Origin of the sequence: Pseudomonas abietaniphila (assembly GCF_900100795.1) — a bacterium.
Taxonomy (GTDB): domain Bacteria; phylum Pseudomonadota; class Gammaproteobacteria; order Pseudomonadales; family Pseudomonadaceae; genus Aquipseudomonas; species Aquipseudomonas abietaniphila.
This window is the reverse complement of the sequence record NZ_FNCO01000018.1, coordinates 105,488-129,967: the sequence shown is the minus strand read 5'-3', so window position 1 is coordinate 129,967 and position 24,480 is coordinate 105,488. Positions and strand designations below refer to the sequence as shown.

Genomic DNA, 24,480 nt, shown 5'->3' with positions numbered 1-24,480 from the left:
ACTCCCTCGCTGGCGGACCACCGGCAGCGAGGATTAACAAGCTCAAAGGAAAACGTAATGGAATGGCTGACCAACCCTGAGATCTGGGTTGCTTTCTTAACCCTGACTGCCCTGGAAATCGTTCTGGGCATCGACAACATCATCATGATCTCGATCCTGGTCAGCCGGATGCCCAAAGCGATGCAACCCCGCACGCGGATCTTCGGTCTGGCGCTGGCGATGGTCACGCGAATCCTTCTGCTGCTGTCGATCACCTGGGTCATGCGCCTCACCGACGACATGTTCGTCGTACTCGGCCAGGGCATTTCCGGTCGCGACCTGATCCTGTTCTTCGGTGGTCTGTTCCTGTTGTGGAAGAGCTCGCAAGAGATCTATCACGGCATGGAAGGCGAAGATGAGCAGATCGAAGAGCCGAAAGGCAAGGGTGGCATTTTCCTGTACACGATCATTCAGATCGCGATCATCGACATCGTGTTCTCGCTGGACTCGGTCATCACCGCAGTCGGCATGGTGTCTCATGTGCCGGTCATGGTCGCTGCGATCATCGTCGCGGTCCTGATCATGATGCTGTGCGCAGGCGTCATCAGCGATTTCATCGACAAGCACCCGTCACTGAAAATGCTGGCGCTGTCGTTCCTGATCGTCGTCGGTACGGTGCTGATCGCAGAGTCCTTCGATGTGCACGTGCCGAAAGGCTACGTTTACTTCGCCATGGCGTTCTCGCTGGCGGTCGAAGCGATCAACATCAAGATGCGTACCTCGATGGCCAAGAAGCGAGCGATGAAGGATCCCGTGAAACTTCGCAAGGACGTTCCGGGTCAATAACACCCAGAGTGCGTTGTAGCGGTGACAGAACGGGGCATTGAGTGCCCCGTTTTTTATTGAACCCGGCGCAATCCTGTAGGACCTGCCGGTGTTGCGCTTCATCTGGTCCCGCGATCTGCAGCAAACTGCGCAGACGCGGAGTACCTGGTACGACGTGCGCTCTGATTTTGCGACGAGTTCCTCGCCGATCGCGGGACAAGCCACACTCCTACACTGACTCACACAAAGCAAACACCTGATTTATGACAGATTTGTTTCAAGAAATAATCGGCTGTGCCATGCTGGCAATAAGGCCTCAGGCCGACTAAAGCTTTAGTTGAGCAAGCTGATCACGACAGTGCCCAAGCGCTTTCGCTCGCTACACGCTGTACTTTCACTTCTTGCCCAACTGGGCGCTGGCTATTTTTGTCCGCCGGGCTATTAACAGGGGGCTTTCCGTATGCTGACCCTGCTCGATTTGCTTTCTGCCGTCGCGCTATTGATCTGGGGCACGCACATCGTTCGAACCGGCATCCTGCGTGTCTATGGCTCGCAGCTGCGCCGTGTGCTCAGTCAGAACATGTCTAAACGTCCGCTGGCCTTCGTGGCCGGGATCCTCGTGACCGCAGTGGTGCAGAGCAGCAACGCCACCGCCATGCTGGTGACCTCGTTCGTCGGCCAGAGCCTGATGGGCCTGACGCCCGCGCTGGCGATCATGCTGGGTGCCGACGTCGGGACCGCCATCATGTCGCGAATCCTGACCTTCGACCTGTCGTGGCTGTCGCCGCTGCTGATCTTTCTCGGGGTGATTCTCTTTTTGTCGCGCAAGCAGACCCGTGTCGGTCAGCTTGGCCGCGTCGGTATCGGCCTGGGGTTGATCATCCTGGCGCTGCAACTGATCGTCACCGCTGCCGCACCCATCACTCAGGCGGCCGGCGTGAAGGTGCTGTTTGCGTCGCTGACCGGCGACATCCTGCTCGACGCCCTGGTCGGTGCGATGTTCGCGCTGATCTCCTACTCAAGCCTGGCCGCTGTCCTGCTGACCGCAACACTGGCAGGCGCTGAGATCATCAGCTTGCCGGTCGCCATCGGGCTGGTGATCGGCGCCAACATCGGCAGCGGTCTGCTGGCGTTCCTCAGCACCAGCATGCAGAACGTCGCCGGTCGCCAGGTGGCGCTTGGCAGCTTGCTGTACAAATTGATCGGCTTGCTGCTGATCATTCCGGTGTTGACGCCCCTGGTGCACTGGATGGAAACCCTGGAAGTCAGCCCGTCGAGCCTGGTGATCAGCTTCCATGTGATCTACAACTCGCTGCGCTGCCTGATCATGCTGCCCACGGTTGGACCGATGGGCCGACTGTGCGCCTCGATACTGCCGCAACAGGCCGAGGTCAATGGCGCGGTCAAACCCCGTCATCTGGACCTCACTGCCTTGGCGACACCGAGCCTGGCATTGGCCAATGCGGTGCGTGAAACCCTGCGTATGGGCGATCTGATCGACAGCATGCTCAATGCCATGCAGGAAGTGCTGCGGGGCAATCAGACGGCGGTCACCCAAGAGGTGCGGCGTCTGAACGACGACGTCGAGGTGCTGTACAACGCGATCAAGCTGTACCTGGCGCAAATGCCAAGAGAAGACCTCAGCGATCAGGACAACCGCCGTTGGGCCGAAATCATCGAATTGTCGATCAATCTTGAACTGGCCAGCGGATTGATCGAGCGTATGCTGCGTAAGGTTCAACAGCAAAAGACTTCCCAGCGGCGTTCGTTTTCCGACGTCGGGCTGGAAGAACTTTCCGGGCTGCATGAGCAGCTGATGGCCAATCTGCGCCTGGGCTTGTCGGTATTTCTCAGTGGCGATCCGGAAAGCGCGCGCCAATTACTGCGTGAAAAACGTCGTTTCCGGGCACAGGAGCGGCGTCTGGCCCATGCCCATGTCAGCAGACTGCAACGTAAAATCGTGCAGAGTATCGAGACCAGCTCGTTGCACCTCGAGCTGATCGCCGACATGAAACGTTTGAATTCTTTGTTCTGCAGCAGCGCCTATGCCGTTCTTGAAACCTCTGACACCGGGGCCTTGTCCAGCGAAAGCCAACCAGAATAATCGAGGTGAACGCAGGGCCCGGTCTGAAGTCTGTTACACATACCGGCCCGCAAGGAAGCCCGTTTTTATGCGTTGCCTGCTGTTCGTTTGTTTGTTCCTGACATCCCTCTCGTCCATGGCCCTCGACCGCTTTCAGGTCGAGGGCTACGTGCTGCCCAATGGTTTGCAGTTGCTGCTCAAGCCTGCCGAAAAAGGTCATGTGTCGATTCGGCTGGTGGTCGGCATCGGCTTCGATGACTTCACCTGCAAAGACAAAGAGCTCCCTCATTTGCTGGAGCATTTGCTGTTCAGTGGCATCGACAATTCCGGTGAGGGCGGCCTGGAGCAGCAGATGCAGGCGCTGGGCGGGGAGTGGAACGCGTTCACCAGCAACACCGACACCACGTTCGTGATCGAAGCGCCGGCGCAGAATCAGCGCAAGGTGCTGGACTTGCTCCTTAACGTGCTCACTCACACGCAGATCAATCAGGCGAACCTCGACACTGCCAAGCGCATCGTCGAGCGTGAAGACGGCGGTCACTACTCACACCTGCAGCGCTGGCTGGACAAGCGCGACCTCGGACACAGCGCCAGCAATCAATTGGCGGTAGAGCTGGGGCTCAAATGCTCGGAGCGGCCGGAAGTCGATCACCTGACGCTGGAGCAGATCGAAACCATCCACGACAACTGGTACGCGTCCAACAACATGACGCTGATCATCGTGGGCGAACTGGACAAGCTGTTGCCTGCTTATCTGGAGCGAACGTTCGGTCAGCTGAATGCAGTTGACCCGACCGAACACCCGCCGCTGCCTTCCATCAACGCCAAAGCCGAGCCCGAGCGCACGCTGGTCCGCGGCGCGTTGGGCGATGGCGCAAAGCTGCACCTGCTGTTTCCAGAGCCTGACATGGGCGAGCAGCACGATGAGACGTGGGATTTGGTGAAAGCCTACCTGGACTGGTCGCTCTACAGCGAGTTGCGCCTGGACAAAGGCTATTCCTACGGCCCGTGGGCCGACCGGGAAGCCTTCGGCGACACCGGATTCCTCAGCCTGAACGCCGATCTCGCACGTGATGATGTGGACGCGGCGGTGGCATCGGTGCGTTCGATGCTGGAACGGCTGCGCAAAGAAGGCATGGATCCTGCGACCTTCGCCCGGCTGCAACAGGCTTCGATCGCCAAACAGGCCTGGGCGGTTCAAGGCAACAGCGCGTTGGCCGATTATTACTGGGGCGCCCTGAACGATTATGAAGACGGTCGCTTCGAGGACCCGGCCAAGCGCACGCGGGGCGTGAGCCTGGATCTGGCGAATCGGGCCATGCGCCAGCTGTTGGCGCAGCCCGGGTATCTGCGCATTGAAGAGCCGCTGGTCAGCTATGACGAGTTGTATGAGATCGGCTTGGCGGTGGTCGCGTTGCTGGCATTGGTCATTTTCTGGCGGTGGCGTGTTCACAAAAGACGCCCGCTGTAACAGGACTGCGCTGAGTCCAAGCACTCCCGTTAACGATAGGAGCGCGCTTGCCCGCGATCTGCCGCGCAGCGGCAGCAGAACCAGAGGTCTGAATTCGTCTGACACACCGGGTTTGAAGTAATCACTGCCGCTACGCGCCAGATCACGGGCAAGCGCGCTCCTACGCCTTCGGCAGAAGCAGTTTGTGTACGCGTATGAACTGCGATCATTGGTATCCTGCCAACGATTTCTCCTACAGCCAAAGTGAACACCGAAATGCCGGATCTCAACGCCCTCATGCAGAACTCCCTGGTACAGCGCGTACTGGAGTTCATCAAGCGCTACCCGGGGCTGATCGCGTTCTTCGGTTTTTGCTCCGGCATAGGCAGCTTCATTCTGGTGGACCGGCAAGCCAAGCTCGCGACCTGGATTGCCGTGATCATGCTGGTGAGCTGGTTGTGGCTGATGGTGGAAAACAGTGCCGTCGCGCTGCTGGCCAAATTATTGAAGCGCGAAATCCCGCAGCCATTGCTCCGATACGCCACACAGATGATCCATCAGGAGAGTCTGTTCTTCGTTCTGCCGTTTTTCTTCGTGACCACCACATGGAACAGCGGCCAGCTGGTGTTCACCGGCGTCCTCGCGGCCGCAGGACTGATCTCGATCACTGACCCGCTGTATTACAAATGGCTGGCACCCCGTCGCTGGCTGTTCATGGCGCTGCACACGCTGACCCTGTTTGCCGCTTTGTTGACCGCGCTGCCCATCATCCTGCACCTGACCACCGCCGAGAGTTACAAGCTGTCGCTGATCATCGCCATGCTGCTGTCGTTCCCGAGCCTGGCCTCCAGTTTCCCGCTCAACAACTGGAAACGCGGCGTCGGGCTCGTGCTCATGACATTGGCCATTGGGGGTGCGGGCTGGATGCTGCGTTCGTGGGTGCCGCCCGCAACCCTGTGGCTGACAGAGGTGGCCGTCAGCACCCAGTTCGACAACCAGAACCGCACGCCGGGCGAGAGTATTCAGGAGATCGGCGTCAATCAACTGCGCAGCGCCGGGCTGTATGCGTACACGTCGATCAACGCTCCGCGCGGTCTGGACGAGCGGATTTATCACGTTTGGCGCCACAACGGCGAAGAAGTCGATCGAATTGCTCTAGACATCCACGGCGGACGTAAGGAAGGCTATCGGGCATGGACTCACAAACAGAATTTTCCGCCCGATGTGCTCGGCAAATGGCAGGTGAGGGTGCTGACAGAGGATGGCCAGATGATCGGCGTTTTGCGCTTTGAAGTGACCGATTCGGATCAGCCTGCCGTGACGCGCAAGAAGATCAAGCCCGCGGGGCTGAAGCCCGGCGCAGACACGTTGGGCTCGTCTGATTCAGACGCTGACAAGCCTGATGACAGTGCGCCAGCGGCGAGCCCGTCCACCCCGGCCAAAACCAACTAAGCTCGTCGCTATGACCCCATCGATCTCCCTCGTCAACCGCGCATCAACGGTGTGCGGCAGCGCCACACTGGACACTTCGACCGACCCTGCTCAGCTGTGGATCGCCGGAGACTGGACGCTTGCCCACTACCACGCACTCAAGCGCCAGACCGATGCGTTAAGCGACGGTTTCGGCCCAGCCACGCAGGTGGACATGAGCGGGTTGGGTGCCCTCGATACCGCTGGCGCGTCGTTGCTGGTGGAGCTTTTGGGTGTTCAACGTTTGCGTTTGCTGGCCGTTCAGGCGCCGAACCTGCCCGAGTCGAGCCGCGCGTTGATGCAGACCATCCAAAGCGCGTTGTGCGACTACTGCCAGCCCGTGAAAGACCCTGAAGTCGCTGTCGGCACTCAGTTACTGGCGAGGATCGGGTCTGCTGTCGAGGTCATCTGGAACGACACCCTGCAACTGCTCGGTTTCGTCGGCCTGATTCTGCAGACGTTCGTCACAACGTTGTTCCACCCGAAACGCTGGCGCACCACTTCAGTGATCGCCCATATCGAACAGATCGGTCTGGACGCGGCACCCATCGTGGCGTTGCTGACGTTCATGGTCGGCGCCGTCGTGGCCTTTTTGGGCGCAACGGTACTCAAGGCCTTCGGCGCCACGATCTTTACGGTCGATCTGATCGGCTTCTCGTTCCTGCGGGAATTCGCTGTGTTGCTGACGGCGATTCTTCTCGCGGGCCGCACGGCCAGTGCGTTCACCGCACAGATCGGGTCAATGAAAGCCAATGAAGAGCTGGATGCCTTGCAGACCTTGGGCCTCAGTCCTACAGAGCTGCTGGTATTGCCTCGCGTGCTGGCGCTGCTTATCTCACTGCCAATGCTGACATTTCTGGCGATGATCTGCGGCATCGTCGGTGGCGGCGTGGTGTGCGCGCTGTCGCTGGGGATCTCGCCAGCGATGTTTCTGTCGCTGATGCAAGCAGACATCGGCGTGCAGCATTTTCTGGTCGGGATGGTCAAAGCGCCGATCTTTGCCTTTTTCATCGCCGCGATTGGCTGCCTCGAGGGTTTCAAGGTCGAGGGCAGTGCTGAATCGGTGGGCGCTCACACGACGTCGAGCGTGGTGCAGTCAATTTTCGTGGTCATTGTGCTGGACGCACTGGCGGCGATGTTTTTCATGGAGCTTGGCTGGTGACCCGACGTTGCGTGCAACCCAGTGAAACCGTCATTGAAGTGCGCGGCCTGTGCAATCGCTTCGGGCCGCAGGTGGTTCACGAGCATCTGGATCTGGACCTCTATCGCGGGGAAATCCTCGGGGTCGTGGGCGGCTCGGGCAGTGGCAAGTCGGTGTTGCTGCGCAGCATCGTCGGGTTGCAGCGCCCTGCTGAAGGCAATGTCCGGGTGTTGGGTCAGGATCTTCTGAATCTGTCCGTTAAAGATCGCTCCCAGGTCGAACGACGTTTCGGCGTGTTGTTTCAGAAGGGCGCGTTGTTCTCATCACTCACGATCACCGAGAACGTCGCCTTGCCCCTGATCGAACACGCAGGGCTGAGCCGTGACGAGGCCGAGCATCTGGCCGGCATCAAAATGGCCCTCGCCGGGCTGCCACTGTCGGCCGCTCACAAATACCCTGCCTCGCTGTCCGGCGGCATGATCAAGCGGGCAGCGCTGGCTCGGGCGTTGGCACTGGATCCGGACATCCTGTTTCTCGACGAGCCCACCGCAGGCCTTGACCCGATTGGCGCGGGGGCCTTCGATCAACTGATCCTGACCCTGCGCGACGCACTGGGCCTGAGCGTGTTCATGGTCACCCACGACCTCGACACGCTGTACACCATCACCGACAGGGTGGCGGTGCTGTCTCAGAAACGCGTGCTGGTGGCCGATAGCATCGACAAGGTGTCGGCTTACAAGGACGCCTGGATTCACGAATACTTTCATGGCCCGCGCGGCCGCTCGGCCTATGCAGCGGCCACCCACCCACACGAGGTCTCATGATGGAAACCCGCGCCCATCACATCTTGATCGGCCTGTTCACGGTGATCGTGGTCGCCGCCGCGCTGTTGTTCGGGCTGTGGCTCGCCAAGTCCAGCGTCGACACGGCGTTCAAGGATTATCAGGTGGTGTTCAACGAAGCCGTGACCGGCCTGTCTCGCGGCAGCCCCGTGCAGTACAGCGGGATCAAGGTCGGTGACGTGGTTCAACTGCGTCTGGACCCTCAAGACCCTCGCCGCGTGCTGGCGCAGATTCGTGTGGCCGGGGAAACCCCGATCAAGCGTGACACCTTCGCCAAGCTCGCCCTGAACGGCATCACCGGGACTTCGATCATCCAGCTCAGCGGCGGCACGCCACAAAGCGAAGAACTGAAAGGCGACGACGGCAACCTGCCTGTGATCATTGCGTCGCCGTCACCGATCTCACGGCTGCTCAACGATAGCAATGACCTGATCACAGGCATCAACGTGTTTCTTCACAACGCCAACGAACTCTTGTCGTCGAAGAACGTGCAGGCGCTGAGCAACACCATGGAGCATCTGGAGCAGACGACGGCAGTGATTGCCGATCAACGCGACGATATCCGTCAGACCCTTAAGCAACTGCTGGTGCTGAGCAAGCAGGCCAGCGCCACGCTGGATCAGACCTCCACGGCGATGCGCAACGCCAATCTGTTGTTCACGGTCGACGGAAAGCAGGCCATCGCGACCGGTCAGGCGGCCATGGTGTCGTTGCAACAGAGCACTGACACCATCAACCAGTTGATCAAAGCCAACAAGGATTCCGTCGACGGCGGGCTCCAGGGGCTGAGTGAGCTGGGCCCGGCGATTCGCGAGCTGCGCGAAACCCTGACCTCGCTCAAGACCATTTCACGCAGTCTGAATGCCAACCCCAGCGGCTACCTGCTCGGTAGCGACAAGAACAAGGAATTCCAGCCATGAGGCTTGCCAGTCATTCAATCCCGGGGCTGTTGCTGGCAAGCGCACTGCTGACGCTCAGCGCCTGTTCGATATTGCCCAAGCAGGAACCGACGGACGTCTACCGTTTGCCCACGGCTGCAACCATCAGCAAAGCAGCGACACCTGCGCCCTGGTCATTGCGCGTGGTCAAGCCAAAGTCCAGCGAGACGCTCGACAGCCCGCGCATTGCCGTCATCCCGCAGGGTGATGTCATCAGCAGCTACAAAGGCGCTCGCTGGAGCGACCCGGCGCCGGTGCTGCTGCGCAATCGGCTGACCGATGCGTTCTACCGTGACGGGCGTGTGCAGTCGATCAGCACCGACGACAGCAACCTGCAGGCGGATTTCGAGTTGGGCGGGGAGCTCCAGGCGTTCCAGAGCGAATACCGCGCTCAGGCCATCGAGGTGGTGATTCGCCTGGACGCGCGGCTGGCCGATGACCATCAACGCATCGTTGCGAGTCGGCGCTTCGAGGTGCATCAGCCTGTTGGCGACAAACAGGTCCCAGCGGTGGTGGCCGCCTTTGGGCAGGCCAGCGATACGCTGACCGCCCAGGTGCTGCAATGGACCCTGGAGCAGGGCCAGAAGCATTACACCGTCGAGCCGAAGAACCAGTAGCAGACGCAGATCGCAGCGATCACCCCCGCCAGTTCAGCCAGCAGCGCGCACCCGACGGCGTGGCGAGCTCGCTGAATACCGACAGCACCGAAATACACCGCCAAGACATAGAAGGTGGTTTCGGTGCTGCCCTGAATCGTTGCGGCGACCAACGCCGGGAAGCTGTCCACACCCTGGGTTTTCATGGTCTCGATCAACATCGCCCGCGCGGCGCTGCCCGAGAAGGGTTTGACCAGTGCGGTGGGCAGTGCGTCGACAAAGCGGGTGTCCAGGCCCATCCACTGGATCACGTGGCGAATACCCTCCAGCGCGAAGTCCAGCGCCCCGGATGCGCGCAGTACGCCCACGGCGCAGAGCATGGCGACCAGATACGGCAAGAGGCTCTTGGCGACGTCGAAGCCTTCTTTCGCGCCTTCGACGAACGTTTCGTAAACCTTCACCTTGCGCAACGCGCCGACCACCAGAAACAGCATGATGATGCCGAACAGCGTCAGGTTACCAAGCACTGAGGAGAGGCTTGCCAGCGCCGTGGCGGACAACCCCGCCAGCACGGCCATGAAGCCGCCCAGCAGCAATGCGCCAGGCACCAGGTACGCCAGCACCACCGGGTCCCACAGGCGCAAACGCTGCATGACCGCGACGGACAGCAAGCCGACAAGGGTCGAGGCGCTGGTAGCGAGCAGGATGGGCAGGAAGACCAATGTCGGGTCGACTGCACCCTGCTGCGCGCGGTAAACGAAGATGGTGACCGGCAGCAGCGTCAGCGAGGAGGCGTTGAGCACCAGGAACAGGATTTGCGCATTGCTGGCCACGGTCTGGCTAGGGTTGAGATCCTGCAAGGCACGCATGGCCTTGAGGCCGATAGGCGTTGCGGCGTTGTCCAGACCCAGCGCGTTCGCCGCGAAGTTCAGCGTGATCAGGCCGAGGGCAGGGTGGCCGGGGGGCACTTCAGGCATCAGGCGACGGAACAATGGCCCCAATACTTTTGCCAGCCAGTCGACGATTCCGGCTTTCTGGGCGATGTTGAGAAAGCCGAGCCACAGGGTCAGGGTGCCGAACAGCACCACCATGACTTCCACCGACAGCTTGGCCATGGCAAAGATGCTTTCGACCATCGCGGCAAAAATCCCTGAGTTACCCCCTACCAGCCATTGAGCCAGCGCGGAAATCGCCGCAACCACGAAAAAGCCAAGCCACAGGCCATTGAGCATCAGTAAATCCCCTCGCAAGATGCGGGGATGATAGCGGCGGGGCCGCAAACAACAAACCCTATCCCACAGTTACCAGACACGACACACAAACTGTAGGAGCGTGGCTTGTCCCGCGATCGGCTGCTCAGCAGTCGTGAAATCAGACCAGTCCATCTTGTCAGGTAATCCGCATTCGCCGTCTTTACGACGACTACGTCGCCGATCGCGGGACAAGCCACGCTCCTACAAAGTTATGCGGCCCTGCCCAGCCATCAGGTTCAGACCCGATCCTGTAGGAGCGCGCTTGCCCGCGAATCGATTGTTCTGCCAACGAAGGTGCATTGGATGTGTCGGCCTCTCGCGGGCAAGCGCGCTCCTACCGTTCGGTACGCCTAAAACAACAAACCCCAGCCAGGGCCGGGGTTTGTGTGTTTGCCGCTACTCAGCAATCAATCGACCGTCGACTGACCTGCTGGAAAGGATTCCTTGCTGCGCCAGTGCGGCAGCGAGTTCCAGTAGCGCTCGCCCTTGGCGTCGTCGTACATACCTTCCCAACGCGCGATAACCAGGACTGCGAGGGCGTTGCCGATCACGTTCAGCGCGGTACGGGCCATGTCCATGATCCGGTCGACGCCGGCGATGAAGGCCAGGCCCTCCAGCGGAATACCCACGCTGCCCAGCGTCGCCAGCAACACCACGAAGGAGACGCCCGGCACGCCGGCGATACCTTTGGACGTGACCATCAGGGTCAATACCAGCATCAGTTGCTGGCTGATCGGCATGTCGATGTCATACAGCTGCGCGATGAACAGCGCGGCGATGCTTTGATACAGCGTCGAACCGTCGAGGTTGAACGAGTAGCCGGTCGGCACCACGAAGCTGCTGATGGCTTTCGGCGCTCCGTAGGCTTCCATCTTCTCGATCACGCGTGGCAGCACCGTTTCGGAACTCGCGGTGGAGTAGGCCAGTACCAGCTCATCCTTGAAGATGCGCATCAGCTTAAGGACGGAGAAACCGAACAGACGGGCAATCAGCCCCAATACCACGAAGGCGAAGAACGCGATGGCCACGTAAACCAGGATCACCAGCTTGGCCAGCGGCAACAGCGAGGCAAAACCGAAGTTGGCGACGGTCACGGCGATCAGCGCGAACACACCGATCGGCGCGTAGTTCATGATCATGTGAGTGACCTTGAACATGGTTTCCGATACGCCCTGGAACACCTTGACCAGCGGCTCACGCACTTCAGCGTTCAGACTGGAAAGACCGAGACCGAAGAACACCGAGAAGAAGATGATCGGCAGCATGTCGCCACGTGCGACCGCCGCGAAGATGTTCGACGGAATGAGGTTGAGGATCGTGGCGATGAAGGCGTGATCGTGCTGAACCTCGGCGGTGGTCTTCTCGTATTGCGAGATGTCCACGGTGCCCAGCGTGCTCATGTCGATGCCGGTGCCGGGATGGAACACGTTGGCCAGCAACAGGCCGACGACGATGGCAATCGTGGTGACGATTTCGAAGTACAGAATCGTCTTCAGACCGATACGACCGAGCTTTTTCGCATCCCCAACACCTGCGATGCCGACCACCAGTGACGAAATCACGATAGGGATGACGATCATCTTGATCAGGCGGATAAAGATGTCACCCGCTGGCTGGAGGATATTGCTGATCCACCAGGCCTTTTCAGCACTGAAGTGATTGAGCAAGGCGCCCAGCGCGACACCTAGCACGAGGCCGATGAGGATCTGCCAGGCGAGGCTCAGTTTTGCCTTCTTCATGTCATTACCCTTGTTGTAGTTGGCGTGGACATTTCTCAACCGACGCTTCCGATGTCGCTCTAGCAGAGCAGCATCGAGGCGCGGATGCCCTTAGAGCTGTCCAGAAGGTCACCGCAAGCGAGCGTCCGAGCTCTTAGCAGGCGAAAAAGGGCGCAACTATTCCCACGGAAGGGCCTATCGTCTAATGCCGGAAATGCCTACCTCATGCCGAATCGGCATGAGAGAAATCAAAGACTTACCGAAACCCGGCTCAAATCCCGACATTTTCAGAAGACAGTTTTATGCTTGGGAGTGGCTAAAACGTCGCCTGTAGCGATGCAGGCGATAAAAATGGCAGGGCAAGTGACAAATCGGTCACCCACGGCCAAAGGGGCATATTCGGTGATTTCTTGTCGATGTACGGTCGTAGGAAATGATGAAAGGGCTATGTAGGAAGGGTAACAGGAGGGAAAAGTGCGGAAAACGCTGATAAAACGCCTGATCAATCGTTTGCGCGTCGCAAGTCCATAATCGGATCGCAGCGAGAGGGCTGATCTGACGATGGACTTGCGTTGCGGCTTTCCTGACCCGGCCCACGAACGGGAGTACTCCCTGTACACCTGGGTCGCTCCAACCATTCCGTTGGTCAGAACGTCCCGGCCCCTTGGTCACGCCCAGTCCCTCCTCGGGGTTGAGCGGCTTTCTGGAAGACCCAAGCGAAATTCAGTCTTCCTTCATTTGAATCAGTACCAGTTTGGATCTTTCTTTAACTGCTCTTTCAGCAATCCCTGCATGCCTTCGTCGGGTTTACCGAGAAAGCGGTAGTCGGCATGCCGAGTCGGGGATTTGTCTGCTGGCAGGCCAGCTGGAACTTCCACCAACATCGCATAGGCATGCGACTTGTCGAGACTGAACGCCACGATGAGCCGTTTGTTGAGGCACGTGTCCTGGGTTTCGCAGAGAGGCCCTACCAGGTATTTGTCGCCATCTTCGGTCACCGCATTCATCTGCTCGGAGGTACCGGACAGGTTGATCACCCAATCGGGCAAACGCTCTTCCTTCTTCACAACACCCGACCACGTCTGACGATATTCCGGGTCCGAACTGAGCAGTTCGCTGACCCTCGCCTGACCGTCGTTTGCCGCCATCGCCATGGCGCTGGCGCTCGTCAAAAGCGCCAGCGTCAACGCATGGAAATGCGTGCGAATCATGGTTAACCCCGACCGCGACGACCGAAGAAGAACGACACGACGAACATCACCAGAAACACAACGAAGAGAATCTTGGCGATACCCGTGGCGGTGCCTGCGATACCACCGAAGCCCAGAACAGCTGCAACAATGGCGATGATCAGAAAAGTAATAGCCCAGCTCAACATGGTGATTCTCCTTACTGTTTTTAATTTCTAACTACGACGAGGCGTCGGATTTGACCCTCGATGTAGATCGTGCCTCTGACGGTATGAATCAGAAGACCCAACTCTGCTGACGCGGCGCTTGATCGATAGCGGTTGCTGCGTCTTCAACCGGTTGCAGGCTCAGTGCAACATCCGTTGCCTTCAACGCGCTCGCTTTGGCAAGCGGTGCGCTGTGGCTGTAGGCATGCTGAATCTGAGCCGCGTCGTGATCCTGATTCCAATGGTTGAACTGCTGAACAACGATCAAGGTGACCATCAGGGCCAAACTGGCAAACAGACCTTGCTGCAGATGCAGTGGGGAAATGCGAAGTTTGGCGAGTGGTTGAGTGTTCATTCAGCAGGCTCCAGGAATCTTGTTGGCCGACGATGCAGACCTTTGTTACCTGAGACATTGCAGCCTGTGTGCCAGCTTTCTAAATGCAATAAACTCTTTGAAAATCAGATGGTTATGAAAGACTGAAAGATCCTTCTTACGAGCAAGCTGCACGATTGAACAATTGGCATCGTGCGTATTGCACGAAGGGATAGGCGAGGACCGAAAGAAGGCGCGATCTGTGTCGCATAGATAGTGCGAGCACGCCTGCCTTCCAGAGGCCAGCGCCGCATAACGGTGTAGGAGCGCGCTTGCCCGCGAGAAGCCCGTACATCCGATGCATCGGCGTCGGCAGAACAATCGATTCGCGGGCAAGCGCGCTCCTACAAGTACGTGCCCGCGCTGAGACTGGCCAGCACCGCATAACGATGCAGGCGCTTCAAGGAATTACTCGGCGCTCCGTGTCATGACGCGCAAAGTATCGGCATCCACCCCTTTGACGCCCCGAATGTTTCGGGCAATCTCGACCGCCAGTTCCTTCTCGGCATAGTTGGCGACGACACCATTGAGGCTGACCACGCCGCTCTTGGTTTCGACCTTTATATTGAGCCCGTCGAGGTTGCGGCTATAGATGAGGCTGGATTTGACCTTGCTGGTGATCCACGCATCACTGAATTCCTCGCGTACGCTGCTGGCTTCGGCCTGATTCTGCTCCTTGATGGCCTGCGTATCCCGCGCACTGAGGCTGATCAGGTTGTTCACCTCGGTGACGCCGTCGGTGTTGCTGGCAAGGCTGCCCGCCAGTTGCTTGGCTTCGGCATCTTTGGCCTGGCCTTTGAGCGTGACGACGCCCTGAGCGGCCGTGACATCAATGTTCAGCCCCTCGGTCACGCTGTTCCACAACAGCTTCGACTTGATGGTTGCGGTCAGCGTAGCGTCGTCGAAACGCTGGGCCATGTTGGCTTTAGTGCCCGGCTCTGCGGCCACCTGCGGGTCGATCTCCATCTGGTTATCGACCTTGTTGATGCCTTGTGTATCGCCCGCGATCTGGGTCGCCAGGTCTTTATCAACCTGATTTTCGACCTTGCCCGTCAGGGTCGCCGTACCCTGGTCGACCTTCACGCCAATATTGAAGGGGCTCAGGTGCCGGTTCAGCGCGAACGCAGTCCAGATTGACCCTTCCTGACGCGCCTGGGTCAACTGAGCTTGCAAATCGCCCTGCGCCGCCTCGGCGATGAGAGGGGTCATCCCGAGCAGGCCGGCGGTGGCAACAGCCAGAGCGATTTTTTTCAGCGGGGGCATGGCAATCTCCAGACATTTTCAAAAGGTACTACTGGAGAGACTTTTCATTTGCGCAGATGTTCTGTTTCGCGAATCACCACGCCGCGAGCCCCTGCTTGAAGCGCTGCGTCCGCTGATGTTGGACGAACCGCGTGTTTTTTGAGTTTTTTGGCAGATCACTACCATGCTGCTCATTTAATCAATCAGAATGAACCATGCAACTTGCCCGATTTTTCCGGGACTAACCAAGATCATTCATTTAGGAGCGTAGGAAAAATGGAAGCAGCCACTGAGAATCAGGGCCGTATTCTGCTTGTGGATGATGAATCCGCCATCCTTCGCACCTTCCGCTATTGCCTGGAAGATGAAGGCTACAGCGTCGCCACCGCCAATAGCGCGGCTCAGGCCGAGGCGCTGCTGCAACGTCAGGTGTTCGACGTCTGCTTCCTGGACCTGCGGCTGGGGGAAGACAACGGACTGGACGTATTGGCGCAGATGCGGGTTCAAGCGCCCTGGATGCGTGTGGTGATCGTGACCGCGCACTCCGCCGTAGACACCGCCGTCGATGCCATTCAAGCCGGGGCTGCTGACTACCTGGTCAAACCATGCAGCCCGGATCAACTGCGCCTGGCAACCGCCAAGCAGTTGGAGGTGCGTCAGCTGTCTGCACGGCTCGAAGCGCTAGAAGGCGAAGTGCGCAAGCCCAAAGACGGCCTGGACTCCCACAGCCCGTCGATGATGGCGATTCTGGAAACGGCCCGTCAGGTCGCCAATACGGACGCCAACATTCTGATCCTCGGCGAGTCAGGCACCGGTAAGGGCGAGCTGGCTCGTGCGATTCACGGTTGGAGCAAGCGCAACAAAAAAGCCTGCGTCACCATCAACTGCCCGTCGCTGACGGCTGAGCTGATGGAAAGCGAGCTGTTCGGTCATAGCCGTGGCGCATTCACCGGCGCCAGCGAAAGCACGCTGGGTCGAGTGAACCAGGCCGACGGCGGCACCTTGTTTCTCGACGAAATCGGTGACTTCCCACTGACGTTGCAACCCAAGCTGCTGCGCTTCATTCAAGACAAGGAATACGAGCGCGTCGGTGACCCGGTCACTCGCCGTGCAGACGTGCGCATCCTCGCTGCAACGAACCTGAACCTGGAAGACATGGTTCGTGACGGGCGTTTCCGTGAGGACCTGCTCTACCGACTGAACGTCATCACACTGCACCTGCCGCCGCTGCGTGAGCGTGGCGAAGACATCCTGACCCTGGCGGATCGCTTTCTGGCACGCTTCGTCAAAGAGTACAGTCGCCCGGCGCGTGGCTTCAGCGATGAAGCGCGCAGCGCGTTGCTCAACTACCGCTGGCCAGGGAACATCCGCGAGCTTCGCAACGTGATCGAACGGGCGAGCATTATCTGCCCGCAAGAGAAGGTCGAAATCACCCATCTGGGCATGGCCGAGCAGCCGACCAATAATGCACCGCGCGTCGGCGCAGCGTTGAGCCTGGACGAGCTGGAGAAAGCGCACATCGGGGCGGTGCTGGCCACCAGTGACACCCTTGATCAAGCCGCACGTACGCTCGGCATCGATGCGTCGACGCTGTACCGCAAACGCAAGCAGTACAACTTGTGATGGGGCATCGATGAAGTTCGGGATGAAGTTGCGCACGCGTCTGTTCCTCAGCATTTCGGCGCTGATGACCGTCGCTCTATTGGGGTTATTGCTGGGTCTGGTCAGCGTCATGCAGATGGCCAAATCCCAGGAGTCGCTGATTCGGCACAACTTCATCACGCTCGATATCGGCCTCAAGCTCAGGCAGAACCTGGGCGACCAGCTGGTGATGCTGCTCAGGGAGACGCCCGATCGAGCAGCGCTGGCGCAGAATCAGGCGCAGTTTCAGGAATTGCTTAAGCAGGGCATCGACCACGACCAGCAGACCCACACGGACAGCGGCTTCGAAAAAGCGCGACTGGATTACCAGCAGTTCCTCAGCACCATCCAGGGCGCTAACGACTCCACCAACCCGCTGATCGACGACAAGAACGTGACCAGCGCTTTCAACACGCTGCGCAACGGTCTGCTGAATGCACACCGTCAGGCCTTGGAAAACATTAGTCAGGCGGAAAGTGCTTCGCGTAGCCGGGCATTGTGGGTCGCGGCGCTCCTCGGACTGGTGGGCCTGGCGGTGCTGGCCATCGGGTTTGTCACCGCGCACGGCATTGCACGCCGGTTTGGTGCGCCCATCGAGGCGCTGGCCAAGGCCGCTGACAAAATCGGTCAGGGCAACTTCGAGGTGACATTGCCCATTTCCTCGGCTGCGGAAATGAACCAGCTGACCCGGCGTTTCGGCATCATGGCCGAGGCCTTGCGCCAGCATCAGGTCACCAACGTCGACGAACTGCTGGCCGGCCAGCAGCGCTTACAGGCGGTCCTCGACAGCATCGACGATGGCTTGCTGATGATTGATCGTCAGGGTCGACTCGAGCACCTCAACCCCGTGGCTCAGCGCCAGCTCGGCTGGGAAGAAAGCAAGCTCGGTCAAGGGTTGGGCGAAGCGCTGCAACGGCCTGAACTGGATGAACAGCTGTATCTGGTTCTGCGCGGAGGGACGCTTGAGCGGGCGCCGGACGACCTGTCCATTGAGATCGACGGCGAAGCCCGACTCCTGACTTACAGCCTGACCCCCGTCAGCCACACTCAAGGCCACGTACTGGGGGCCGTGATGGTGCTGCACGACGTCACCGAGCAGCGAGCGTTCGAGCGCGTGCGCAGTGAGTTCGTCCTGCGCGCGTCTCACGAGTTGCGCACGCCGGTCACCGGCATGCACATGGCCTTCGGGTTGTTGCAGGAACGGGTGCACTTCCCGCCCGAGTCCCGGGAAACCGACCTGCTCAAGACGGTTAACGAAGAAATGCAGCGTTTGATGCAGCTGATCAACGACCTGCTGAACTTCTCTCGCTATCAGAATGGGTTGCAGAAACTCACCCTCGCACCGTGTGACGTCACCGAGCTTCTTCATGAAACCCGTGAGCGATTTGCCGAATCGGCACGGGAACAGGACGTGATGGTGCTGCTGGAAATGCAGGAACCCTTACCGCGCCTGCAAGCCGACAAAGCGCACCTTGAGCGCGTGCTGGACAACCTGCTGGATAACGCACTGCGCCACACCTCTCAATCCGGGCTCATCCGCCTGCAAGCGCGTCGGCACGGCGAACGCCTGATCATCAGCGTCGAAGACAACGGCGAGGGGATTGCCTACGAGCAGCAGGCGCGGATTTTCGAGCCCTTCGTTCAAGTCGGGCGCAAGAAAGGCGGGGCAGGCCTGGGACTGGCACTGTGCAAGGAGATCGTGCAGTTGCACGGGGGCCGCATGGGTGTGTATTCACGACCGGGGCAGGGCACGCAGTTCTACATGGCGCTGCCTCTGTAGGTGTAGGCCTGTAGGCTCACCTCTTAAGGAGAACCCAGCCCTTTGGGTCGCCCGACCCCGTCACGCCACATCATCCGTACGTCGCCCTGCGCTGCGCCGTCCACCCGTCACCAACTCGGTAAACTTGTTCGCGCTCAACGGCCGGGCGAACAGCCAGCCCTGACCATAGATCACGCCTTCACTCTTGAGCAGCAAGGCTTGAGACTCGAACTCGATCCCTTCAGCGATCACCCTCAACTGCAGCGCGTGCGCCATGCGGATGATATGCGGCGCGACACCGCTGCTGGCAGCGTCGTGACCCAACGCATCAATGAACGCCTTGTCGATCTTCAGGCAGTCCACTGGCAAGGTCTGCAAATAGGCGAGGCTGCAATAACCCGTGCCAAAATCGTCGATCAACACCTGATGGCCACGATCACGCAGTGCCTGCAGGTGATTGCGCGCCACCACCACGTCAACCAGACCGCGCTCGGTCACCTCAAAGGCAATCTGCCGGGGCGCCACTCGATGCAGCGCCAGGAGCTTGGCCGTCACTCGACCGATGCGAGGCGCCATCACATCGCAGGCCGCGAGGTTGACCGACACGTAAAGATGCGGATTCGCCCGCAACAGGTGACCGAGCTGCTCCAGCAACTGCTGCAGCACAAAGTCAGTGATCTGCCGGATTTGCCCGGTGTTCTCGGCCAGTGGAATAAAAAGGTCAGGGCTGGTAAGCGTGCCGTCGGGTCGTCGCCAGCGCACCAAGGCCTCAGCGCCCACGCACAGCCGGGTATTGAGGTCGAAAATGGGTTGATACAGAACCTTCAGCTCACCGCGACGCAGCGCACCGTGCAACTCGCCCCCCAAAGACTGTCGCTGCCGGACCAGTTGCAGCACCAGAATCCCGATGCACAACGACACCAGCACGCTCGCAGGCACTAACAGCCACCAGGCGCCGGTAATTTTCTGCTGCAGACCGTTACGCGGTGTAATCAGCACCAACTGGTATTCCGGGCTCTGTGTCGGCATCCGGTAAACCAACTTGTCCTGCGTGGTGATCAGCGTTTCAACAGAAGTCGGGGTCCAATCGGGTGTGGGTGGCCAGGTTTGAGGTGCACCCAATACAGGCACAGCCTTCGCGCCTTGGTCCAGCACCACTAACAGACTTCCGCCAGGTGGTAGATCCACCACGTCTGTCAGGTGCCCCCGCGAGGTCGATACACGGAAATCCCCGCGTCCCAGCATCAACGAAGCGAGGTTGTCATCAGGTTGAGTCGATGTGTTGAGCCAGTAGTCATACGTGGGCCCACGAATGTCCGGCGCACGTGGTTTGCCCATCATGCTCTGCCGGGTCCACCAACTGGAGCAGATCTGCGTGTCATCCACGTAGGCGACTTCATAGATGAAGCGAAATCGCGAGTTGACCTGTCGCAATTGCTCGATCATCGCCGGGCCACAACCGCGTAGCGGCTGTGCTTCGAGCTGGTCCAGACCTGCGCGTAGTTGCCCGAACAACTGCTCAAGACGCACCAGAAAACGCTCGCCCTGAGCGTTCATCTGCGCGCTTTCTTCCTGCCGAGCCTGATGCATCGCCAGGCCGAAACTGGCCGCCAGCAACACGACAGCGCTCAACAACGCCGCCAGCAGTGCCAGGAGTGAAGGGCGATAAAGAACTGAGCGCAGTTGCGGTGAAGCCGTGAACATCGGCCGGTTTTCCAGATGGATACCAATGAGGTATAGCAACAAGCGCGGAAATAGCCCGGTAAAAACCGACAGCGCGGGTAATTTAGTGCCTGAGGTTGAGCACCTGAAGAATAGCTGCACTTTGCAGATCAGGTTCGCCGTCGAATTTCTGCGGACGGTAATGCATCTGGAAAGCCGCCAAGACGTGGCGACTCGCAATGTCCCATTCCCCAGTTTGCGGCGTCGCATAGCCCAAGAGCGCGAGTTGCTGCTGGAACCATGTCGCGCTGGGCACCACGCCCATCATCTGCGACTGACGCTGCGCAACCTGCTGTTCGTCTGGCCAGATCCCCAACCCTTCCTGCGCCAACCGCTTCCATGGAAACAACGGTCCCGGGTCCAGTTTGCGCATGGGCGCAATATCGCTGTGCCCGATGACATGCCGGGGTTCGATCTTGTTGCGTTTGACGATGTCTTTGAGCAGCGCGATCAGAGACTGAATCTGCGCTTCGCTGTACGGATACCAGAGCCGCCCCGTTGGCGTGTCGCGATAGCCCGGATTGACGATTTCGATGCCGATGCTACTGGAGTTCAGCCAGGTTCGGCCGTCCCATTCGCTTTCACCTGCATGCCAGGCGCGCTGACTTTCATCCACGAGCTTGTAGACCGTGGCCGGGCCGTCGCCGATCAGGTAGTGCGCGCTGACCTCACCGTGGGTCAACAATGCGAGCGAACGCTCAAGCGAGGCCGACGTGTAATGCACCACGACAAACTGCGTGCGGCTGTCGAAATTGGCGGAGGGGTGGCTGGTGTCGAGCTTCGGACCGCTGGTGCAAGCGGTCAGCAACAACAGAAGGAAAAACGCTGAAAATGACTTCATAAAGGGCAGAACACATAGGCAAGTAATGCAACAGTGTAACGTAATGCCCGCGCCTCGCTCAAAAATGGCTGCTGCCGCGCATCACCGGCAACGGCGATGCCCTTATCCTTGCTCGATGCGATTACGCCCTTCGGCTTTGGCTCGGTATAACGCCTGATCCGCGCGTTTAAGCACCAGATCGCTGCGCTCGCCCGGTTTGAACGTCGTGATGCCCATGGACACCGTGATGGTCACCGGCTCGCCTTTGAAGTGAAAGGGACAGGCCTCAATGGTCACGCGTAACCGTTCGAGCAACGCCAGACCCTCGGCCATTTGGGTGTGAGGGAGCAGGAACACAAACTCCTCACCGCCGAAACGCGCAATGAAGTCTGACGGCCTCACGCGCTTTTGCAACTGCGTGGCAATGATCTTCAAGACCTTGTCGCCCGCCAGATGACCGTAGCCGTCGTTGATACGCTTGAAATGGTCCAGGTCGAGAATCCCCAGCAGCAGACTGGAGCGGTGCTTCTGTAGCTGGTCAACCTCATGATCCAGCCGCTCGTTCCAGGCCGCACGGTTAGGCAAACCTGTGAGGGTATCGATCAGGGCCTTCTGCCGCTGCTCTTCAAGGTGCGCGCGGAACCCCTGCGCCTCCTGCTCCATGGTTGCCACGCGGCTGGCCAACGATTGCAGACGCGTTGCGACCTCCTGCTCTCGTTGATCACGTTGTTTCTGATGCTCGTCCATGGTGCCGATCAGGCCTTCCAGACGGCTCTCCAGCACATTCTTCAGGCTGTCGAGATCGGCTGCTTCCTGCACGCTGGTTTGCAGGCCGCCCACGTGCTCTCGTAATTGATCGTTCAGCTCTCGCGAAGCAGACTGCTGCCCCGCGTGGTCCTCGCTGGCGGCCTGCAGGTTGCTCTGGAACGACTCCAGCCGCTCATTGAGCTGTTTGAGATAGAGCTCGAACTCATGCTGACCGCTGTCGGTGATCGCCAGCATCAAGACGGCAAGATCGTCGAGGATCGGCAACAACTCGTACCAGTTCAATCCATGTTCGAGCCGGGAGCGCATGGCCTCGGCTTGAGGGCGGTGATGTTCGGGCAACGTCAGATCGTTGAGTAAACCCAGCAGGGTTTCTTCAATGTGCGCAGCGACCGAGCTATAACTCGGCTCGGGCGAAGAGGGCAGCGCATAGGGTCCGTCTTCTTCAACATCGCCCTCGGCGCCGGGCTTGTCTTCACCGTCCGTCTCTTCGTCAGCCTGCGCTGCGGCCTCCTGATCTTCGCTGGACGCGGCTTCAGCCTGCGCGATGGCATGTTCTTCGCTGTCCGGCGTTGGCCCGTCGCTCACCTCAGCAGCGTCTGACTCAGCAGGCGCGATGTCAGGCGCAGCTTCGATTGGCGCTGACTCAGCGCTGGGCTCTGCGGGCGTCGCTTGAGTTTCGACCACCGAGGGTTCAGACGCTGGCGGCGCGACAGACGCCGGTTCAGCAGCTGGCGCGGCTGTCTCTCGCGGCTCGGGCTCACGCTCCGGCTCGACAGCAGGCACCACGGCGTCGGGCACCGCCGGCGTATCGGCCACAGCAGCAACCGGCGCACCTGTCTTTGCTGGAGCCATCGCGGCAGGAGCAGGCTTTCCAGTCGTTACCGCCGCCTCTGATTGCGCGGGTGCCTCGTTCGTCCACTGAGCGGCCTGAGGCGTGCCGCGCGCCGGTGCCGCGCTTTCGTCGTCTTCCTCAAGATCAGGCTGATGAGCACTGGCTGGCGCAGGCTTCAGTGCTTCGACGTGAGGGTGGGCAGACGGAGTCGCCTCTCCCTCTTCGTGCGCATCCCGACCACCAAACAGACGCTGGAGAAAACCGGGGCGAGCGGCTTCTTCCGGGTGCTCAAGCTGAGCCAGGGCCTGACTTTGCAGCCCGCCCAGTTCGCTGAGCAGCAGCGGCAGTTCACGGGCCTGATTGACGCGGTCTTCAAGATTCTTGGCGAAGCGCTTGAGCGGTTTGGCGACTTCTCGGGGCAATGGCAGCGATTGCAGCTGTGCGACCAGCGAGGTCAACGCTGTGCCCATTTGCTCCACGCGCTTTTCGCGGCGTTGTTCGGAGTCCAGCACGGCTTTTTCGAGACGCGGGATCAAGGCTGCCAGACCGGCGTCCATGTCGTCCTTGCGAACGATCTCGCGCATCTCCTTCATGCACTGATCGACCGCCTTGTCAGCGCCTTCGGCCGCCAGGCTGCTGCGCACAAGGCCACGCCGGAGCAGGTCGAGACGAGCGTTCCAACGCTTTTCCAGCTTGTCTTGCTGCTCGATGCTCTTGAGGTACTTTTCTTTCCAGCGTTGGGCTTCGTCGCTCATTCCGAGGGTCCGCGAGGAGATGTGCTTGTTATCGGCAGCGAGTCGCCAATTAATGAGGCCGGCAAGCGAATCTCCACCGCGACGGGCAGATGATCGGAAATGGGCTGAGCCAGCACCTGGACTTTCTCAAGCGTCAGGGTCGGACTCAGAAGAATGTGGTCCAGGCAGCGCTGCGGGCGCCAGCTGGGAAAGGTGGCTTCGATCTGTGGCGCGAGCAGGCCAAGATCACGCAAGGGAGAGGTTTCCAGCAAATCGGCCGCGTGGGTGTTCATGTCGCCCATCAGGACCTGATGCTTGTAGCCGCCGATCAGCTCGCGGATATACGCGAGCTGCCGGGTACGGGTGCGCGCACCCAATGCCAGATGCATCACGACGACGACCAGAGCGTCTTCGCCTTCACCGAAGCGAACCAGAATCGCGCCACGCCCGGCTGGGCCTGGCAGCGGATGATCTTCGATATCCCAGGGTCGCAACCGGCTCAGCACACCATTGCTGTGCTGGGCAAAACGTCCCAGGTTACGGTTGAGCTGCTGATGCCAGTACGGAAAAGAACCGAGCTGGGCGAGGTGTTCGACCTGATTGACGTAGCCTGAACGCATGCTGCCGCCATCGGCTTCTTGCAAGGCGACCAGATCGTAGTCGTTAAGCAGGTTGCCGATCTTCTGCAGATTTCCGGCCCGACCGTTGTGGGGCAGCAAGTGCTGCCAGCCACGGGTCAGGTAATGCCGGTAACGCTCGGTACTGATGCCCACCTGAATGTTGAAGCTGAGCAACCGGAGCCGGCCATCGGCTGGCAATCCGGATTCCTGCACATGTCGCTCGTTGACCTTGGGGGTGTGCCGGGCAACAGTGCGTTCAGTACCCCAGCGCGTCATCG

Annotated in this window: 20 protein-coding genes; 10 read left to right on the top strand and 10 right to left on the bottom strand. The window is 59.7% G+C overall.

Annotated elements, in window-relative coordinates:
• The first annotated feature begins 57 nt into the window (after nucleotides 1-57).
• The 8 genes from BLS87_RS27310 (at nucleotide 58) to BLS87_RS27275 (ending at nucleotide 9,345) form a co-directional block, all read left to right on the top strand.
• A complete protein-coding gene (locus BLS87_RS27310) occupies nucleotides 58-825 on the top strand; it encodes a TerC family protein (protein ID WP_074757599.1) in 768 nt (255 codons plus the stop codon).
• 439 nt (nucleotides 826-1,264) lie between these two features.
• Nucleotides 1,265-2,908 carry a Na/Pi cotransporter family protein gene (locus BLS87_RS27305; protein WP_074757597.1) on the top strand — a complete coding sequence of 548 codons (1,644 nt, stop codon included), beginning with the start codon at nucleotides 1,265-1,267 and terminating at the stop codon, nucleotides 2,906-2,908.
• Between the two features lie 67 nt (nucleotides 2,909-2,975).
• Nucleotides 2,976-4,358 (top strand): M16 family metallopeptidase, encoded by a 1,383-nt coding sequence (locus tag BLS87_RS27300; RefSeq protein ID WP_074757595.1) that lies wholly within the window; start codon nucleotides 2,976-2,978, stop codon nucleotides 4,356-4,358.
• A 255-nt stretch (nucleotides 4,359-4,613) separates the two neighbouring features.
• Nucleotides 4,614-5,789 (top strand): DUF5924 family protein, encoded by a 1,176-nt coding sequence (locus tag BLS87_RS27295; RefSeq protein WP_074757593.1) that lies wholly within the window; start codon nucleotides 4,614-4,616, stop codon nucleotides 5,787-5,789.
• A gap of 10 nt (nucleotides 5,790-5,799) precedes the next feature.
• The gene (locus BLS87_RS27290) at nucleotides 5,800-6,969 is read left to right on the top strand and encodes an ABC transporter permease (protein WP_074757591.1); all 1,170 of its coding nucleotides are present in this window, start codon (nucleotides 5,800-5,802) and stop codon (nucleotides 6,967-6,969) included.
• Nucleotides 6,970-6,980: 11 nt separating this feature from the next.
• Entirely contained in the window at nucleotides 6,981-7,772 is a 792-nt protein-coding gene (locus BLS87_RS27285; protein WP_425262253.1) for an ABC transporter ATP-binding protein, read from the top strand.
• A complete protein-coding gene (locus tag BLS87_RS27280; protein ID WP_074757587.1) occupies nucleotides 7,772-8,710 on the top strand; it encodes an MlaD family protein in 939 nt (312 codons plus the stop codon). The genes BLS87_RS27285 and BLS87_RS27280 overlap by 1 nt, the downstream gene beginning before the upstream one ends.
• A complete protein-coding gene (locus tag BLS87_RS27275) occupies nucleotides 8,707-9,345 on the top strand; it encodes an ABC-type transport auxiliary lipoprotein family protein (RefSeq protein ID WP_074757585.1) in 639 nt (212 codons plus the stop codon). The genes BLS87_RS27280 and BLS87_RS27275 overlap by 4 nt, the downstream gene beginning before the upstream one ends.
• On the opposite strand, the gene BLS87_RS27270 is transcribed toward BLS87_RS27275, so the two are convergent.
• The 6 genes from BLS87_RS27270 to BLS87_RS27245 all read right to left on the bottom strand — a co-directional run bounded on the left by BLS87_RS27270 (nucleotide 9,318) and on the right by BLS87_RS27245 (nucleotide 15,327).
• On the bottom strand, nucleotides 9,318-10,556 hold the full coding sequence (locus tag BLS87_RS27270; RefSeq protein WP_074757583.1) for a nucleoside recognition domain-containing protein: 1,239 nt from the start codon (nucleotides 10,554-10,556) through the stop codon (nucleotides 9,318-9,320). The two genes, BLS87_RS27275 and BLS87_RS27270, sit on opposite strands and share 28 nt — an antisense overlap.
• 428 nt (nucleotides 10,557-10,984) lie before the next feature.
• Nucleotides 10,985-12,316, bottom strand: a complete 1,332-nt coding sequence (gene gltP, locus BLS87_RS27265; protein WP_074757581.1) for a glutamate/aspartate:proton symporter GltP — start codon at nucleotides 12,314-12,316, stop codon at nucleotides 10,985-10,987.
• Between the two features lie 722 nt (nucleotides 12,317-13,038).
• A complete protein-coding gene (locus BLS87_RS27260; protein ID WP_074757579.1) occupies nucleotides 13,039-13,506 on the bottom strand; it encodes an inhibitor of vertebrate lysozyme family protein in 468 nt (155 codons plus the stop codon).
• 2 nt (nucleotides 13,507-13,508) lie between these two features.
• Complete coding sequence (locus BLS87_RS27255) at nucleotides 13,509-13,673, bottom strand: DUF1328 domain-containing protein (RefSeq protein WP_002555679.1); 165 nt, start codon at nucleotides 13,671-13,673, stop codon at nucleotides 13,509-13,511.
• A gap of 88 nt (nucleotides 13,674-13,761) precedes the next feature.
• Complete coding sequence (locus BLS87_RS27250) at nucleotides 13,762-14,046, bottom strand: hypothetical protein (RefSeq protein WP_074757578.1); 285 nt, start codon at nucleotides 14,044-14,046, stop codon at nucleotides 13,762-13,764.
• Between the two features lie 426 nt (nucleotides 14,047-14,472).
• Nucleotides 14,473-15,327 carry a BON domain-containing protein gene (locus tag BLS87_RS27245; RefSeq protein ID WP_074757576.1) on the bottom strand — a complete coding sequence of 285 codons (855 nt, stop codon included), beginning with the start codon at nucleotides 15,325-15,327 and terminating at the stop codon, nucleotides 14,473-14,475.
• Between the two features lie 255 nt (nucleotides 15,328-15,582).
• Here BLS87_RS27245 and algB point away from each other — a divergent pair, with 255 nt between their 5' ends.
• Both algB and BLS87_RS27235 read left to right on the top strand, forming a co-directional pair.
• Nucleotides 15,583-16,929 carry a sigma-54-dependent response regulator transcription factor AlgB gene (gene algB, locus BLS87_RS27240; RefSeq protein WP_074757574.1) on the top strand — a complete coding sequence of 449 codons (1,347 nt, stop codon included), beginning with the start codon at nucleotides 15,583-15,585 and terminating at the stop codon, nucleotides 16,927-16,929.
• 10 nt (nucleotides 16,930-16,939) lie between these two features.
• The gene (locus BLS87_RS27235; RefSeq protein ID WP_074757572.1) at nucleotides 16,940-18,727 is read left to right on the top strand and encodes a KinB sensor domain-containing domain; all 1,788 of its coding nucleotides are present in this window, start codon (nucleotides 16,940-16,942) and stop codon (nucleotides 18,725-18,727) included.
• Nucleotides 18,728-18,787: 60 nt separating this feature from the next.
• Here the strand turns inward: BLS87_RS27235 and BLS87_RS27230 are convergent, their stop codons facing one another.
• The 4 genes from BLS87_RS27230 to BLS87_RS27215 all read right to left on the bottom strand — a co-directional run bounded on the left by BLS87_RS27230 (nucleotide 18,788) and on the right by BLS87_RS27215 (nucleotide 24,478).
• Nucleotides 18,788-20,410, bottom strand: a complete 1,623-nt coding sequence (locus BLS87_RS27230; RefSeq protein WP_074757570.1) for an EAL domain-containing protein — start codon at nucleotides 20,408-20,410, stop codon at nucleotides 18,788-18,790.
• A gap of 82 nt (nucleotides 20,411-20,492) precedes the next feature.
• Complete coding sequence (locus BLS87_RS27225; RefSeq protein ID WP_074757568.1) at nucleotides 20,493-21,269, bottom strand: N-acetylmuramoyl-L-alanine amidase; 777 nt, start codon at nucleotides 21,267-21,269, stop codon at nucleotides 20,493-20,495.
• A gap of 102 nt (nucleotides 21,270-21,371) precedes the next feature.
• Nucleotides 21,372-23,603 carry a diguanylate cyclase gene (locus tag BLS87_RS27220; RefSeq protein ID WP_074757566.1) on the bottom strand — a complete coding sequence of 744 codons (2,232 nt, stop codon included), beginning with the start codon at nucleotides 23,601-23,603 and terminating at the stop codon, nucleotides 21,372-21,374.
• A complete protein-coding gene (locus BLS87_RS27215) occupies nucleotides 23,600-24,478 on the bottom strand; it encodes an endonuclease/exonuclease/phosphatase family protein (RefSeq protein ID WP_074757564.1) in 879 nt (292 codons plus the stop codon). The genes BLS87_RS27220 and BLS87_RS27215 overlap by 4 nt, the downstream gene beginning before the upstream one ends.
• Nucleotides 24,479-24,480 lie beyond the last annotated feature (2 nt).